The sequence below is a fragment of the Lysobacter sp. A289 genome, assembly GCF_054072675.1.
The window spans coordinates 511,613-527,099 of the sequence record NZ_JBSVRN010000001.1; the positions used below are offsets into that span (position 1 = coordinate 511,613).

The window sequence follows — 15,487 nt, forward strand, 5'->3', positions numbered from 1 at the left end:
TCATTCCCCCCAGCCGAACGCGAGATCGAAGCCGAGGTGCTCTTCGCGCACCCCGTCGTAGACCGGTCGCGACCAGCCGATGCCGTATTGCAGCGAGCGACCGGTACCGAACCGCCACTCGTGCTCGTAGCGCAGCTCCGGTACCCACGCACTGGAATGGTCTCGCTGCCAATACGGGCCGACGCTGGCGGTGACGCGTTGGCGGAAGTGGTGGTTGTAGCGACGCCAGGTCAGGTGATCCAGCCGCGCGCCCAGGCGCAACGAGGCATCGCGTGCCGGATTGAAATAGGGCACGTCGTCAAGGCTGCCGCGGCTGGTGTAGGCGCTCAGCAATCCATCCAGCAGAAGGTGGGGTTGCGTCAACAAGCGCCGCTCAGCGTCGACCGATAGCGCATCACGCCGGTTGCCGTCCTCGTATCGCAGCTGTTGCGCGGACAGATCCATGCGTGCCTGTTCCGAAGGCACCCAACTGACCCCCAGGCTCAGTGCATCGGCACCGATACCGGCTCGACGTGCCTGCAAGGAGGCATCCGGCGTGTTCCCGCTCCAGCCCGCATTGGCGGCCCACGTGTCGCTGAAGCGCCATCCGGCATCGACGTGATAACCGGTGCGGTCGTGAACCCAGGTGTCGTTGGCCCGGTTGACTCCGGCCGTCGCCTGCAGCCGGTCGAAGGCGTAGGCCACGCCGACGCCGGTCCGGCGATCGTGCACTCGCTCGCCTTGGTAGTCCGCCCAGGCGTCCCGTGCCTGCGCGGTCAGGCGCCAGCGATCGGCCAGCAACGGGCTCTGGATGGCGAAGCGGTACTCGCCGCCCCGGCTTCCCAGCGGCGATGCGGTGGCAGCGCCATTGTTGCGACTGTCGCTGCGGCCGCTGGCGAGACCCAGTTGCCACTGCCAGCCCAGGTGGTTGTCCCAGTCCCGTTGCATCTGCATGACCTGGACATTCAGGGGATGGGTGTCGAGAAGCCGGGTGTGCAGTGGCCGCGCCAGGTCGACTCGCTGCAGGTCGAGCAGGCTGCCGATCTGGCCAAGCTGCGCACCGATGTGGTTCGGGTCCAGAGTGTCGGAAATGCGGAAACGCTCGAGGGCGCGTTCCGGCCATCCGCGCTGCTGGTACACCGCGCCCAGGCTGGATTGCAGGCCCGCATTGTTGGGCCCGATCCTGGCCAACTTTTCCAGCCGTTCCTGCGCACCTTCGGTGTCGTGTCCGTACAGGCGGATCAATGCCAGGTTGGTGTCGAAATCGTAGTGGCGCCAGTTGGGGTGGCTGAGCTTGGCGTCCGCCACCCGCTGCCAGGCCGGCTCGTCAGCCAGTTGCTGCTCCAGGTAGGCAATGGCCCGGTCGAAGTGTTCGCTCTCGGAGTACGCGTAGGCCAGCAGCAGCTTGGCGTCATGCTCACCGGGCAGCGCGGCAAGTGCCTGTTCCAGCAGCACGGCGGCCTGCTCCGGCTGGCGTTCGGCCAGTAGTGATTCGCCCGCGCTCAGCAGTACATAAGGGGGCACCTGCGCCTGTTCCGCGACCAGGGCCTGGTAGGCAGCGACCGCGTCTGCGTGTTGCTCCAACTGGTTGTACAGCACAACCTGGTCCAGACGCGTACGCAGGTCGCTGCCCACCAGGTCGTCCCCGTCCTGCTGGCGGATGCGGGCCCGCATGGCGTCCTCGGCCAACTGCATTTCCTGCGCACGCGCTTTGGTGGACTCTGCATACAGGCCGCCCCAGACGATCAGTCGTGCCAACTGTGCGGATTCCAGACGGGTGATCTGATCGGCGTCGAACAGTGCCGGATGGTTGCGATACACCATCCAGGCGCGGTGACTGCTGCCAAGATCCAGAAGACTCAAGGCCTTCAGGCGGATCAGTGCCGGGGAGTCCGGCTGCAGGGCGAGGCCGCTTTCAATCAGTGACAAGGCACCGAGCCAGTGACCCCGGGAGCGCATCGCATCAATCTGCGACAGGCTGGCGCCCGCGGCAGGAGCGACGGATGCGCTTTGCGGGGAGGCGTGGAGCGAGCCTACAACGGCAAAAGCGATAAGCAGCGACAGATATTTCGCGTTGGGCATGGACATTCCGTGTTCTGGTGCGCAATCGCCCATCTTGATAGTGTGATGGACGTCCCAGTAATTCAGGAATGATTATGCAAAATACATGCCAACTTACCGGTGTCGCCCTGCGAACCGGCACGCCACGCGGCGCACTCGCAACGAAAAAGGCCACCCGGCGAGGGTGGCCCAAGACATTGATCTGATTGGTCGGGGAGACAGGATTCGAACCTGCGACTTCTACGTCCCGAACGTAGCGCTCTACCAGGCTGAGCTACACCCCGACTGCAGAGCCGCAAATTGTAGGACCGCGGCCGGTAGTACGCAAGGGGCAAGTACCGCTGCGGGCGGAAAGAGAGCCGGGCCGCTAAACTGTGAGCCGAACTTTTCACGACCGTCGTCACCAGGAGTCTTGCTTGATCAAGCCGCGCACGCCGCCCGGGGTCATGGAGCTGTTGCCCCCCGACCAGATCGCCTTCCAGCGCATGCTGGACACGATCCGCCGCAATTTCGAGCGATTTGGCTTCCTGCCGGTGGAGACGCCGGTGATGGAACTGTCGGAGGTGCTGCTGACCAAGTCGGGCGGCGAAACCGAACGGCAGGTGTACTTCGTGCAATCGACCGGTTCGCTGGAGAAGAACGCCGGGAGCTTGCCCGAGATGGCGCTGCGCTTCGACCTGACCGTGCCGCTGGCACGCTATGTCGCTGAGCACGAGCACGACCTGGCTTTCCCGTTCCGGCGTTACCAGATGCAGCGGGTCTACCGCGGTGAGCGCGCCCAGCGTGGACGCTTCCGCGAGTTCTACCAGTGCGATATCGACGTAATCGGCAAGGACACGCTGAGCGTGCGTTTCGACGCGGAGATGCCGGCGGTGATCCACGCGGTGTTCTCGGCGTTGGCGATCGGCAAGTTCACCATCCAGCTCAACAACCGCAAGTTGATGCGCGGCTTTTTCGAGGCACAGGGCGTGGCCGATGGCGAGCTGCAGGCGCGGGTGCTGCGCGAGGTCGACAAGCTCGACAAACGTGGTCCGGATCATGTGCGCGAGACGCTGACGGGCGAGGGTTTTGGCCTGTCTACGGAGGCGGTCGATACGATCCTGGATTTCGTCAAGGTGCGCTCGACTTCCCATGCCGATGCGCTGGCGCAGCTGGACGCATTGGGCGAGGGCAATGACTCGCTGCGCGAAGGTCGTGAGGAGTTGCGCGAGGTGCTCGGGCTGGTTCGCGCGATGGGCGTGCCCGAATCCGATTACGCGCTGAACTTCTCGATTGCGCGCGGGCTGGATTACTACACCGGCACCGTGTACGAGACGACGCTGGATGATTATCCGCAGATCGGCTCGATCTGCTCGGGCGGGCGTTACGACAACCTCGCCAGTCAATACAGCAAGTCGAAGTTGCCGGGCGTGGGGATCTCGATCGGCCTGACCCGGCTGTTCTGGCAATTGCGTGATGCGGGTCTTGTCGACAGTGCGGCCAGCACGGTGCAGGTGCTGGTAACCCAGATGGACGCGGACTCGTTGCCGCATTGCCTGGCAGTGGCCCACGAGTTGCGACAGGCGGGGCTCAATACCGAGGTGGTGATGGAATCGTCGAAGCTGGCAAAGCAGTTCAAGTACGCGGATCGGTCCGGCATCCGTTTCGTGGTGGTGTTGGGCGCGGACGAGATCGCCAAGGACACCGTGACGATCAAGGACCTGCGGCGCGCCGACCAGTTCGAGGTGGCGCGCACGGATCTGGCCCGCACGCTTCGGGTCGAACTGGCGCAACCGGAGGTGAAGCCATGAAGCCGGTATGCCTGGATGGCCGTTCGCTGACACGTGCCGGACTGGTTGCCGTCGCCCATGGTGCGCAGGTCGAACTGGCCGCGGAGCAGTTGCCCGCGGTGGCCCGCGCGGCCGACTTCCTGGCCGAGCAGGTGCGTCGGGAGGAGCCGATCTATGGCGTTTCCACAGGGTTCGGCAGCAACGCCGACCGCTTGTTGGGCGCGCACCGGGTGCGCGAGGCATTGCCCGGCGAGGAGCCGACCGGCGAGACGCTGCATGCGGAACTGCAGCGCAATCTGATCGTCACCCATGCCGTCTGCGTGGGCGAGCCGTTCGCGCCGGAAGTCGTGCGCGCAATGCTGTGCATCCGCATCAACACGTTGATGCGCGGGCATTCGGGTATCCGGGTGCAGACCTTGCAGGCGCTGGTGTCGATGCTCAATGCCGGCATCGTTCCGGTGGTGCCGCAATTGGGCTCGGTGGGTGCCTCGGGTGACCTGGCGCCGTTGTCCCATCTGGCCATCGTGCTGCTGGGCGGCGGTGAGGCGTTCTATCAGGGCGAGCGCGTCGGCGGCGCGGACGCACTGGAGCGCGCTGGCCTTGAGCCGGTCACGCTGTCCTACAAGGAAGGTCTGGCGCTCAACAACGGCACCGCGCAGATGCTGGCGTGCGGCGTGCTCGCGCTGTCGAAGCTGGAAGACCTGCTGGACACCGCCGACCTCGCCGCGGCGATGACGATCGATGCGTTTGCGGGACGCCTGGGCGCCTTCGCCGAAGAAGTCCACGCCTTGCGTCCGCATCCGGGGCAGGTCGAGGTCGCGGCCCATTTGCGCCGGCTGCTGGATGGCTCGACCCTGGCCGATATTCCGTATCATCTGGTGCCGCGGTTCAAACCGTGGTCGCCGCGCGCTTGGGACACGCCTGACGCGCAGGCACTGCGTTTCGATATTGGCTGGGATTGGGTGCCGCTGGATCAGCGCCACGGCAGGGAAAAGTTCTACACCCGGTTCCGTCCGTTCCGCGGCGGCAAGAAGCACCAGCCGCAGGACAGCTATTCCTTGCGTTGCATCCCGCAGGTGCACGGCGCGGTGCGCGATGCGGTCGCGCAAGCTGCGCGGGTGCTGGAGATCGAACTCAATGCATTGACCGACAACCCGATCGTGTTCCCGGATGCGAAGGCGGAGCACGTCGAGCAACAGGTGATCTCTGCCGGGCACTTCCACGGCATGCCGCTGGCGCTGGTGATGAGCTATGTGAAGGCATCCATCCCGGTGTTGGCGAGCATTTCAGAGCGCCGCCTCAACAAGCTGGTCGATCCGGCCACCAACGACGGCCTGCCGGGCTTCCTGATCGGCAACGAGGATGCAACCGAGTCTGGCTTCATGATTGTCCAGTACACCGCCGCGGCGATCGTCAATGACCTGACCAGCCGCGCCATGCCGGCGTCGGTGTACTCGATACCGACCAGCGCCAACGCCGAGGACCATGTCTCGATGGGCGCCAACGAGGCGCGTCATGTGCTGGCGATGGCGGACGACCTGGGCAAGGTGCTCGGGTTGGAGCTGTTCACCGCCGCGCAGGCGCTGGACCTGCGCTTGGGCATGATCAACGCCGCCTGCGAGTTGGCGCGCCGCGGCGACGCCACCGCGCTGGCAACCAAGATCCAGGGCGGGCCGCGCAACGATGGCAGCGACCAGGCCAGCTTCATCGCCGAGGTTGAGGCGCTACGCGTGCAGTTGGTCGAGGCCGAAGCGTTCCGCCCCGGCAACGCGGTGGCGGCAGCGCATGCGGCAATTCGCGCACGCATTCCGTTCCTGGAACGTGACCGGGCGCTGGACGGTGATGTGGCTGCAGCCGTTCAGCTGGTCGTCGATGGCGACGTGCTGACGGCGGCGCGCATGCTCTAGGGAAGGTCGGATCAGTTCAGCGGCTTAGCGTCCATGGATCCCCGCCTTCGCGGGGATGACGGCTTATTGTCGGATGACGGTTTGTTGTGGGATGACGACAATTGTCCAGGCATTCCCTGGGATATGCGGTGGCGGTGGCTCAGTCCACCGTCGCCAGCGGGGAAGATCGCCAGCGCACGCAATCACGGCCATCGCCCTTGGCCCGGTAAAGTGCTTCATCCGCACGCTTCAGGGCGGGGGAGATACTCGTGCCGCCATCCAGTTCCAACTGGTGGACGCCAATGCTGACGGTCAGGCGAATCTTCTGGCCTTCATTCAAGCAGGAGGCATCACGCAGGTTCTGGCGAATCTCTTCTGCGATGACGATGGCGTCCTGCAGGCTCAGCCCCGGCAATCCCACCACGAACTCCTCCCCTCCGAACCTCGCCAGCAACGCACCATGGGGCCGAAGGGTTTGCCCGATCGTGCGGGCGGTCCAGCGCAGGCATTCGTCGCCGACCAGGTGCCCATGGTTATCGTTGATGTGCTTGAACAGGTCCAGGTCCATCAGCAGCAGCGATAGCGGCTGGCGCTGGTGATGGGATTCAAGCATCAAGTGCTGGAACCGCTCGATGAAATAGGCGCGGGTGTGCAGCCCGGTCAGTCCGTCGCGCTGGCTGGTCTCGCGCAGGCGTGCATGCGCATCGCCCAATTGACTCAAGGCGTTGCGCAACTCGGTGGTACGGCGCCTGACAGTCTGTTCCAGCTCCTGGCCTGCCTCGCGCACGATGCGCTCGTTTTCGGTGCGCAGCACGGCGTACCGGTAACCCAGCGCGATCGACAACAGCAGCATTTCGCTGGCCGATCCGATCTGCACGCCGTATTCGGTGAAGAAGTTCTTCGGTAACAGCCCAAATGCCACCGCTGCGAACATGGCAGTGCCGAGCAGGAACAACGCCCATGCCAGCAGGAACAACCGCGCCGGCTTGTAGCCAGTGCGCATGACCACGATCGACTCGACGGCGATCCAGCCAATACTGATGAACACCGAGGCCGACGCCAGCGGGGTGGCAATGCGGTAGGGCAGCCACAACGAGGCGATCCCGAGCAGGACGAAAAACCCGATCATCGCCAAACCGATGTAGTCGCCGAACCGCCACCGTTGCCGCAGCTCCAGGAAGTGCCGCGCGAATTGCTGCATGCCGATTTGTGCCAGGCAGATGGACAGCGGTACCGACTTGTCGGCCAGCCAGAGCGAGTCGGGCCACAGGTACTCGAAGCCCAGTCCGTTGAGGGTAAACAGGACCAGCCCAAACGCCGAGATATGCAGCAGGTACCAGAAGTAGCCCGAGTCAAGCAGCCGCAGCCACAGCACCAGGTTGTAGACGAACAACGCCAGCAGGATGCCGTAGTAGAGCCCGATCCCGAACTGGCCGTCGCGTGAGGCTTCGGCAAAAGCGGCCGGGGTATAAAGCCACAACGGCACCTGCATCGAGCTTTGGCTGCTCACCCGCACCAGCAGGTCGACCGGCTGGCCGTCGGCCATGTGGATCCAGGAATTGGGCATCCGGTAGCGGATGCTGCGCGCATCGAACGGCAGCCAGTCCCCACCGGCGTGATGGTCTACACGCCCGTCGGCATGCACCGTATACACGTCGACGTGGTCGCTGAGGGCATATTTCTGTACCAGCAACCAGCGCGGCTCGAGCGGATTGTTGTTGCTGATCCGGGCATGGAACCAATAGGCGCCGGGCTGGAAGCCGAACGTCGTATTACCGTCTGGCAGCGGTGCGAAACGTCCGTCCCGCAACATGTCACGAGCCTCGGCAAGATCGGCCTCACCGGAAGTGTCGTGGTAGTAGCCGATGTATGGCGCCAGCTCCAGCCGGGAAACCTGGGCGTCCAGCTCGAGGGTGGGTATGGCGGCATCGGCGGGCGTGGCGGAAAAAGCGTGAGCGCACTGGCCGGCGAATACCAACCAGAGCAGCAATCCATAGCCGATCCCCATCCGGTTCCACTTCATCGTTGGCCCCCGCGGAAACACTGCCCCGCCTTCGCGTTTTGTGGCAGCTGTCGCCAAGACAGCCTAGCGCGTGGACGGTGGCCCGTATCGTAGCGCTCTATTTTGGTTGACGGATAGACTGTGTCGTATTAACGTACTAGCACGTTAATACATTGGTACAAGATAGATGAAGCGCCGCATTGCGGAAACCGAGGATGCACCCGACGAGTTGGATCCCTTGGCATCAGCGTTTTCCGCCTTGCGCGGTCCTGCCGAGGTTCGGGCATTTCTGTTGGATCTGTGCACGCCTGCCGAGTTGGAAGCCATGACTGACCGCTGGCTGGTGGTGCCGTTGTTGTTGCAACGGATTCCCTACCGTGAAATCCACGAACGCACTCAGGTCAGCGTGACCACCATTGGCCGCGTTGCGCGAACGATCGAATACGGCGCAGGCGGGTACGCCGCTGCCATTCGACGTACCGATACCGGCACCGCCTGACACGACCACGCCTGCTGATGGACCGCGCCTGCGGCTCAGAGCCGCTCAGGCCGTGTACGTGCAATCACTTTTGTTGGACTCCTTGATGAATCCCCCCAATCCCACCATCCGCGACCGCTTGCGTATCGCGATCCAGAAAAACGGCCGCCTAGCCGAACCCGCACGAGCGCTGCTCGCTTCATGTGGCATGAGTTGGCGCGAGAGTCGTGATCGCCTGTTTTGCTATGGCGAGAGCTTGCCGGTCGATCTGTTGCTGGTACGCGACGACGACATCCCGGGCTTGATTGCGGACGGTGTGTGCGACCTCGGCATCGTTGGCCGCAACGTGTTGGCCGAGCAGGATGGCGCGCGGATCTGCGCCGGTCGTGCCTCGGCATTTCGCGAATGGCGCGCTTTGGGTTTCGGTGCTTGCCGGCTGGCGCTGGCGGTCCCGGAAGGCTGGGAATGGCAGTCCCCGGCGCAGCTGTCCGGCAAGCGTATCGCCACCAGCTACCCGGCGCTGCTGGGACAATGGCTGACGCGCGAAGGCGTGGATGCGCAGGTCGCATTGCTGTCCGGCTCGGTCGAGATCGCGCCGCGGCTGGGTCAGGCGGACGCGATCTGCGATCTGGTATCCAGCGGCGCAACCCTCGCGGCGAACCAGCTCAAGCCGGTGGTGACCTTGTTTGAAAGCGAGGCCGTGCTGGCCGGTCCTGTCCACGAGTTGGACGCAGCGCGCGGCGAGTTGGTCGAGCTGCTGCTACGCCGGCTGGATGGCGCACTACGCATCCGCCACAGCAAGCTGTTGCTGTTCCAGACCTCGCGGGAGTTGCTGCCGGGGTTGCTGCCGCTGTTGCCCGATGCCGAGTCGCCGACGGTGATGCAGGTGGATGGCGCCGACCATCTCGCGTTGCAGGCGTTATGCCACGGCGCGTTGACCTGGCAACGGCTGGAGGAGCTCAAGCGTGCCGGTGCCTGCGGACTGATGGTGCTGCCGGTGGAGGGCATGCTGACATGAGCGTGGTGGACAGTGGCCGCGTGCAATCGAGCACGTTGCGATGGGGCGAGCTGGGTCCGGCCGAGCGTCACCAGGCATTGCGGCGGCCGGCGCAGGTCAGCGGCGCTGAAACCGCCGAGGTGGTGTCAGCGCTGATCGAGGATGTCCGCACGCGTGGCGATGTCGCGCTACGTGCATTGACGGCACGCTTCGATGGTGTGGTGCTGGATGATTTTGCCGTGACCGAGGCCGAGTTCTCTGCCGCCGAAACCGCCATATCGCCCGCCTTGGGCGCGGCGATCGACGAGGCCGCCGGTCGTATCGAACAGTTCCATGCCGCCGGTATGACTTCGCCATACTCCGTGGCGACGGCACCGGGCGTGCGCTGCGAGCGGGTGTTGCGACCGATCCGACGGGTTGGCTTGTATGTGCCGGCGGGGTCGGCGCCATTGCCATCAACCGCATTGATGCTCGGCATTCCGGCGCGGCTTGCGGGTTGTCGGGACGTGGTGTTGTGCACGCCTCCGCGAGCCGATGGCAGCGTCGATCCGGCGGTATTGGTGGCCGCAGCACGCTGCGGGGTGCGCAAGGTATTCAAGATCGGCGGCGCGCAGGCGATCGCGGCGATGGCGTTGGGCACCGACAGCGTGCCGCCATGTGACAAGTTGTTCGGCCCCGGCAATGCCTTCGTGACCGAAGCAAAGCGCCAGGTGGCCCGGTTGGAGGGCGGCGTCGGGATCGACATGCCGGCCGGCCCGTCCGAGGTGTTGGTGATCGCCGACGCCGGTGCCAACCCGGTGTTCGTCGCCGCCGACCTGTTGTCGCAGGCCGAGCATGGGCCGGACTCGCAAGTGATCCTGATCAGCGACGATGCCGACTTGATCAACCGCGTCGCCGCCCAAATCAAGCTCCAGCTGGCCGACTTGCCCCGCGCAGACATCGCCCGTCGTGCGTTGCAGGGCGCACGCATGATCCATGTGGAGGCACTGGACGAGGCATTTTCGATCAGCAATGACTACGCACCGGAGCACTTGATTCTGGCATTGCGCGACGCGCGCGCCTGGTTGCCTCGGGTGCAAGCCGCCGGCTCGGTATTCCTGGGCGACTGGGCACCCGAGGCGCTGGGCGACTATTGCAGTGGGACCAACCATGTACTTCCGACCAGTGGCGCGGCGCGCTTCGTCGGCGGCCTCAATGTCGCCAGCTTTCAGGTGGCGATCACCGTGCAGGAGGTCGACCAGCAAGGCCTCCGTGCCATCGGCCCGTGTGCGGTGGAGCTGGCCCGCGCCGAAGGCCTGGATGCGCATCGCTTGGCGGTGACGCGACGGTTGGACGTGGCATGAGCACCGTAACGATGCCTTCCGATCCACTCGCGCTGGTACGCAGTGACCTGACGGACTTTTCCGGTTACTCCTCGGCTCGCACGGCAGCACTGGATGGTGATGTCTGGCTCAACGCGAACGAATCGCCGTGGCCGAATGTGGTCGATGGGGGAGACACGCTGCGCCGCTATCCCGATCCACAGCCCAACCGATTGCGCGCCGCGCTGGCACAGCGGTATGGATGTGCCCCATCGCAGCTACTGGTGGGCCGAGGCAGCGACGAGGCCATCGATCTGCTCGTACGTGCCTTGTGCCGGCCTGGCGGCGATACGGTGCTGGTCACGCCACCGACCTTCGGCATGTACGCGGTGTGTGCACGCTTGCATGGCACCCGGGTAGTCAAGGTGCCGCTGATCGATGGTGCGGACGGTTTCGCCTGTGATTTCGAGGCGATCGCGCAAGCGGCCCAGGCACAAGCGGTCAAACTGGTGTTCCTGTGCTCACCCGGGAATCCGACCGGCAACCGGTTGCCGCTGGATGCCGTCGAAACATTGGCCCGCACCCTTGAAGGCCGCGCGCTGGTGGTTGTCGATGAAGCCTACGGTGAGTTCACCCAAGCGCCGTCGGCGATGTCGCTGCTCGCCCGACGACGCAACATCGCGGTGCTGCGGACCTTGTCCAAGGCGCATGCCCTGGCCGGCGCACGCATTGGCAGCGTGATCGCCGATGCCGCACTGATCACCGTCCTGCAGCGCTGCCAGGCACCGTACCCATTGCCCTCTCCGTGCATCGACCTGGCCTGTCGCGCGCTGGAGTCACCGGCATGCGCGGCGACCGACGCCTGTGTGGTGAGTGTGATCGGCGAGCGCGAACGACTGTTTGCCGCACTGCAGGCCGCGACCGAAGTTCGCGGGGTCTATCCGTCCCGTTCCAACTTCCTGCTGGTGCGGTTCAACGATGCCCAAGCCGCCTTTGAGCGACTGCTTGCGGCCGGCATTGTCGTGCGCGACCAGCGCGCGACACCAGGACTGGAGGACGCCTTGCGAATCACCGTCGGCAGCCACGCACAGAACACCCGTGTCATCGACGCGATCAACTCGCTGGAGGCGGGCGCATGAGCGTGTTGACGCCGATCCTGTTCATTGATCGCGATGGCACCTTGGTGGAGGAGCCGGAAGACTTCCAGCTTGATCGTCTCGACAAGCTGCGCTTCATCCCCGGTGTGATCCCGGCGCTGCTGAAGCTGAGCGACGCCGGCTACCAGTTGGTGATGGTGACCAATCAGGACGGACTGGGCACGCCGGCCTTCCCGCAGGCGGATTTCGACGGCCCGCACGAGCTGATGATGCAGGTGCTGGAGAGCCAGGGCGTGAGCTTCCGCGAAGTGCTGATCGACACCAGTCTGCCATCCGACAACGCGCCTACGCGAAAGCCGGGCATTGGTCTGGCGCTGCATTATCTGAAAGATCGCAGCATCGACTGGTCGCGCTCGGCGATGGTCGGCGACCGCGAGACCGACAATGGCTTCGCACGCACCCTGGGTGTTCGCGCGTTCCAGTTGCGCACCCCGCAATTCGGCGGCGATTGGGACTGGCCGGCAATTGCGCATGTACTTGCCGATGCGCCGCGCACGGCGAGCGTGGAGCGCAACACCCGGGAGACCCGCATCCGCGTCGAGGTCGATCTGGATCGCATTGCCGAGCCGGACATCGCTACCGGACTGGGATTCTTCGACCACATGCTGGAACAGATCGGCAAGCACGGGGGCTTTGCCCTGAGCCTGCACTGTGATGGCGACCTGCATATCGATGAGCACCACACCATCGAAGACAGCGCGCTGGCGCTCGGCCAGGCATTGCGCGAGGCGTTGGGCAACAAACGCGGGATCGGCCGTTACGGATTCACCCTGCCGATGGACGAGGCGCTGGCGACGGCGGCACTGGATTTTTCCGGGCGTCCCTACCTGGTCTTTGATGGCGAATTCCAGCGTGAGCGCATCGGCGATATGCCGACCGAGTTGGTGGCGCATTTTTTCCGATCGTTGTGTGAAAGCGCAGGACTCAACCTCAACCTGCAGGTGCGTGGCGACAACGATCACCACAAGGTCGAGGCCTGTTTCAAGGTCGTCGCACGCGCGCTGCGCCAGGCAATCAAGCGCGAAGGCAGCGAGCTGCCCAGCACCAAGGGTCTGCTGTGAGCAAGGTGGTACTGATCGATGCCGGTGGTGCCAATCTGGGGTCGGTACGTTACGCGTTGGAGCGATTGGGCACACAGGTACAGGTCACCTCCCGCGCCGAGGACATCGCATCGGCCGAGCGGGTGATCTTGCCCGGCGTTGGCGCCGCGGCTGGCGGCATGGCGCGACTGCGTGAGCTGGGTCTGGTGGAGGTGCTGCGTGACCTGCGGCAACCGCTGCTGGGCATCTGCCTGGGGATGCAGTTGCTGTACGACTCATCCGAAGAAGGCGAGGTGGAATGCCTGGGGCTGATTCCGGGCCGCATCGCCAAGCTGACCCCGGACAACCTCGTGCGCCGGGTACCCCACATGGGATGGAATCGCCTTCAGATCCGACGAGAGGAACCTCTGCTGGCGGGCATCGATGACGGTGCCCAGGTGTATTTCGTGCACAGCTATGCCGCGCCGCTTGGCAACGCCACCTTGGCGAGCAGCCGTAACGGCCAGGAATTCTCGGCCGTGGTGCGCAGTGGCAACCGCCACGGCGTGCAGTTCCACCCCGAGCGATCCGCGGCGGTCGGCGCGCGCCTACTGGCCAACTTCCTGGCGATGTCATCGTGATGAACCACGCAAACCCCTTCCTGTCTGCCAACGCCACACCGGATCCCAACGCGGGTGCCGCGGCGTTTCTCGTCTATCCCGCCATCGATGTGCGCAATGGCCATGTGGTGCGCCTCCGACAAGGCGACTACGCGCAAGAGACGCGCTATGCGGGGCTTCCGCTGGTCGTGGCCGACCGCTATGCCGAAGCCGGTGCGGCCTGGCTGCATTTGGTCGACCTAGACGCAGCAAGGGCCGGCGGCTACACCTTGCTCCCGTTGTTACGAACACTGAAGTTCGAAACAGGGTTGCGGATACAAACCGGCGGCGGCGTACGTAACCAGGGTGATGTCGAGGCCATCCTTGCTGCCGGTGCCGACCGGGTGGTGATCGGTTCGTTGGCGGTACGCGAGCCAGAACTGGTGATTGGCTGGCTGCAGCGGTTCGGCAACGAGCGGGTGACGGTGGCGCTGGATGCACGCCAGACTGCCGACGGCCGTTGGCAATTGCCGACGGCCGGTTGGACACAGGACAGCGGCGCGCAACTGGAACCTTTACTGCGGCGTTACGACGATGCCGGCCTGAGGCATTTGTTGTGCACGGATATCGATCGCGACGGCATGCTCGGTGGCCCCAACCTGGACCTGTACCGCCACATCCGCGCGCTGGCTCCCGGCGTGCAGTTGCAGGCATCAGGCGGCATCCGTGATGTCGCCGACATCGCCGCTGCACGCGAGGCGGGCTGCGCCGGCGTGATCCTTGGCAAGGCGCTGCTGGATGGACGCCTGGCGCTGGCCGATACGCTCGCGGAGCAACGCGGGTGCTGAGCCGTCGCATCATTGCCTGCCTGGATGTTCGCGATGGCCGCGTGGTCAAGGGCGTGCGTTTCCGTGACCACGTCGACATGGGCGATATCGTCGATCTGGCGCAGTACTACCGTGATCAGGGTGCGGACGAACTGGTGTTCTACGACATCACGGCCAGTCCGCAAGGACGTAGCGTGGATTGCACGTGGGTAGAGCGTGTCGCACGGGTGATCGACATTCCGTTCTGTGTCGCCGGCGGCATCCGCAGCGTCGCCGATGCGCGCGTGGTGCTGCATGCGGGGGCGGACAAGATTTCGATCAATACCCCGGCATTGCAGCGGCCTGGACTGGTGTCCGAACTCGCCGACGCCTTCGGGGTGCAATGCGTGGTGGTCGGCATCGACAGCTTGCTGGACGCCGATGGCCAGTGGCGCGTGCGCCAGTTCACCGGCGACGTTGCACGTACCGAGGCTCTGCCGATGCCCACGCTGGATTGGGTGGTCGAGGCGCAGCGTCTGGGCGCGGGCGAGATCGTCCTCAATTGCATGGGCAGTGATGGCGTGCGCGAGGGGTACGACATCGAGCAACTACGCGCCGTTCGCGAGGTTTGTCGCGTACCGCTGATCGCTTCTGGTGGCGCTGGGACGAGTGAGCATTTTGCGGCGGTATTTCATCAGGCGGACGTGGACGGCGCGCTGGCCGCGAGCGTGTTTCATTCCGGCTCAGTCGAGATTCCCGCGCTGAAGCAGTACCTGCAATCACAGGATATCGAGGTTCGTCATGACCGAAGTTGATCCCGACTCCTTGGCCTGGGACGAGCGCAGCGGTTTATTGCCGGTAGTAGTGCAGGATGCGTCCAATCTGCGTGTGCTGATGCTTGGCTACATGGATCGCGCCGCGTTGCGGGCGACGTATGACACCGGCAAGGTGAATTTTTTCAGTCGTAGCCGGCAAAAGGCGTGGTTGAAAGGCGAGACCTCCGGGCATTTTCTGGAAGTGGTCTCGATCCAGACCGATTGCGATGCTGACACCTTGCTGGTGCAAGCCCACCCGCAAGGCCCCACCTGCCATCTGGACAGGAGTAGTTGCTTCCCGGACGCCCCCGGTGATTTCCTGATCGATCTCGATCAGCTGATCAAGCAGCGTGAGCGCGAGCGTCCGGAGACCAGTTACACCACCGGCTTGTTTGAATCGGGCCTGCGTCGGATCGCCCAGAAGGTCGGCGAGGAGGGCGTGGAAACTGCACTGGCGGCCGTTGCCCAGGATGACGCCGCCTTGGTCGGTGAGGCCGCCGACCTGATTTTTCACCTGCAGGTGTTGCTGCGCGCGCGCGGCCTTTCGCTAAGCGACGCCGTGGATGTTCTGCGCGCCCGCCACAAACCTTGATGAACGGCGCGACTGACGTGGCTCAT

Annotated in this window: 13 protein-coding genes and 1 tRNA gene; 11 read left to right on the top strand and 3 right to left on the bottom strand. The window is 64.6% G+C overall.

What is annotated here, in order from left to right; genetic code table 11:
* Together pgaA and ACW5DN_RS02445 are read right to left on the bottom strand one after the other, a co-directional pair.
* Entirely contained in the window at positions 1–2,061 is a 2,061-nt protein-coding gene (gene pgaA / locus ACW5DN_RS02440; protein WP_456961170.1) for a poly-beta-1,6 N-acetyl-D-glucosamine export porin PgaA, read from the bottom strand.
* A 186-nt stretch (positions 2,062–2,247) separates the two neighbouring features.
* Positions 2,248–2,324 (bottom strand) — tRNA-Pro (locus ACW5DN_RS02445).
* Positions 2,325–2,456: 132 nt separating this feature from the next.
* On the opposite strand from ACW5DN_RS02445, the gene hisS reads away from it, so the two are divergent.
* On the top strand, positions 2,457–3,830 hold the full coding sequence (gene hisS / locus ACW5DN_RS02450; protein ID WP_456961171.1) for a histidine--tRNA ligase: 1,374 nt from the start codon (positions 2,457–2,459) through the stop codon (positions 3,828–3,830).
* Positions 3,827–5,716 carry an HAL/PAL/TAL family ammonia-lyase gene (locus ACW5DN_RS02455; protein ID WP_456961172.1) on the top strand — a complete coding sequence of 630 codons (1,890 nt, stop codon included), beginning with the start codon at positions 3,827–3,829 and terminating at the stop codon, positions 5,714–5,716. The genes hisS and ACW5DN_RS02455 overlap by 4 nt, the downstream gene beginning before the upstream one ends.
* Positions 5,717–5,855: 139 nt before the next feature.
* Here ACW5DN_RS02455 and ACW5DN_RS02460 read toward each other — a convergent pair whose 3' ends face one another.
* Complete coding sequence (locus tag ACW5DN_RS02460; RefSeq protein WP_456961173.1) at positions 5,856–7,718, bottom strand: sensor domain-containing diguanylate cyclase; 1,863 nt, start codon at positions 7,716–7,718, stop codon at positions 5,856–5,858.
* A 166-nt stretch (positions 7,719–7,884) separates the two neighbouring features.
* Between ACW5DN_RS02460 and ACW5DN_RS02465 the strand changes: the two genes are divergently transcribed.
* The 9 genes from ACW5DN_RS02465 (at position 7,885) to hisIE (ending at position 15,461) form a co-directional block, all read left to right on the top strand.
* Positions 7,885–8,196: a YerC/YecD family TrpR-related protein gene (locus ACW5DN_RS02465; protein ID WP_456961174.1), complete on the top strand. Its 312-nt coding sequence runs from the start codon at positions 7,885–7,887 to the stop codon at positions 8,194–8,196.
* Between the two features lie 85 nt (positions 8,197–8,281).
* Positions 8,282–9,193 carry an ATP phosphoribosyltransferase gene (gene hisG / locus ACW5DN_RS02470; RefSeq protein WP_456961175.1) on the top strand — a complete coding sequence of 304 codons (912 nt, stop codon included), beginning with the start codon at positions 8,282–8,284 and terminating at the stop codon, positions 9,191–9,193.
* Positions 9,190–10,515, top strand: a complete 1,326-nt coding sequence (gene hisD, locus ACW5DN_RS02475; RefSeq protein WP_456961176.1) for a histidinol dehydrogenase — start codon at positions 9,190–9,192, stop codon at positions 10,513–10,515. Before hisG ends, hisD begins: the two co-directional genes overlap by 4 nt.
* Complete coding sequence (gene hisC / locus ACW5DN_RS02480; RefSeq protein WP_456961177.1) at positions 10,512–11,612, top strand: histidinol-phosphate transaminase; 1,101 nt, start codon at positions 10,512–10,514, stop codon at positions 11,610–11,612. Before hisD ends, hisC begins: the two co-directional genes overlap by 4 nt.
* Before the next feature lie 5 nt (positions 11,613–11,617).
* Entirely contained in the window at positions 11,618–12,691 is a 1,074-nt protein-coding gene (hisB, locus tag ACW5DN_RS02485; protein ID WP_456962936.1) for a bifunctional histidinol-phosphatase/imidazoleglycerol-phosphate dehydratase HisB, read from the top strand.
* Entirely contained in the window at positions 12,688–13,290 is a 603-nt protein-coding gene (gene hisH, locus ACW5DN_RS02490; RefSeq protein WP_456961178.1) for an imidazole glycerol phosphate synthase subunit HisH, read from the top strand. Before hisB ends, hisH begins: the two co-directional genes overlap by 4 nt.
* Positions 13,290–14,096 (top strand): 1-(5-phosphoribosyl)-5-[(5-phosphoribosylamino)methylideneamino]imidazole-4-carboxamide isomerase, encoded by an 807-nt coding sequence (gene hisA / locus ACW5DN_RS02495; protein WP_456961179.1) that lies wholly within the window; start codon positions 13,290–13,292, stop codon positions 14,094–14,096. The genes hisH and hisA overlap by 1 nt, the downstream gene beginning before the upstream one ends.
* Positions 14,090–14,869 (top strand): imidazole glycerol phosphate synthase subunit HisF, encoded by a 780-nt coding sequence (hisF, locus tag ACW5DN_RS02500; RefSeq protein ID WP_456961180.1) that lies wholly within the window; start codon positions 14,090–14,092, stop codon positions 14,867–14,869. Before hisA ends, hisF begins: the two co-directional genes overlap by 7 nt.
* Complete coding sequence (hisIE, locus tag ACW5DN_RS02505) at positions 14,856–15,461, top strand: bifunctional phosphoribosyl-AMP cyclohydrolase/phosphoribosyl-ATP diphosphatase HisIE (protein ID WP_456961181.1); 606 nt, start codon at positions 14,856–14,858, stop codon at positions 15,459–15,461. The genes hisF and hisIE overlap by 14 nt, the downstream gene beginning before the upstream one ends.
* Positions 15,462–15,487 lie beyond the last annotated feature (26 nt).

Bases quoted from the DNA above. Each gene is read 5' to 3' on its own strand.
- pgaA (WP_456961170.1), bottom strand. From the start codon at position 2,061: ATGCCCAACGCGAAATATCTGTCGCTGCTTATCGCTTTTGCCGTTGTA.
- ACW5DN_RS02455 (WP_456961172.1), top strand. From the start codon at position 3,827: ATGAAGCCGGTATGCCTGGATGGCCGTTCGCTGACACGTGCCGGACTG.
- ACW5DN_RS02460 (WP_456961173.1), bottom strand. From the start codon at position 7,718: ATGAAGTGGAACCGGATGGGGATCGGCTATGGATTGCTGCTCTGGTTG.
- ACW5DN_RS02465 (WP_456961174.1), top strand. From the start codon at position 7,885: ATGAAGCGCCGCATTGCGGAAACCGAGGATGCACCCGACGAGTTGGAT.
- hisG (WP_456961175.1), top strand. From the start codon at position 8,282: ATGAATCCCCCCAATCCCACCATCCGCGACCGCTTGCGTATCGCGATC.
- hisD (WP_456961176.1), top strand. From the start codon at position 9,190: ATGAGCGTGGTGGACAGTGGCCGCGTGCAATCGAGCACGTTGCGATGG.
- hisC (WP_456961177.1), top strand. From the start codon at position 10,512: ATGAGCACCGTAACGATGCCTTCCGATCCACTCGCGCTGGTACGCAGT.
- hisA (WP_456961179.1), top strand. From the start codon at position 13,290: ATGAACCACGCAAACCCCTTCCTGTCTGCCAACGCCACACCGGATCCC.
- hisIE (WP_456961181.1), top strand. From the start codon at position 14,856: ATGACCGAAGTTGATCCCGACTCCTTGGCCTGGGACGAGCGCAGCGGT.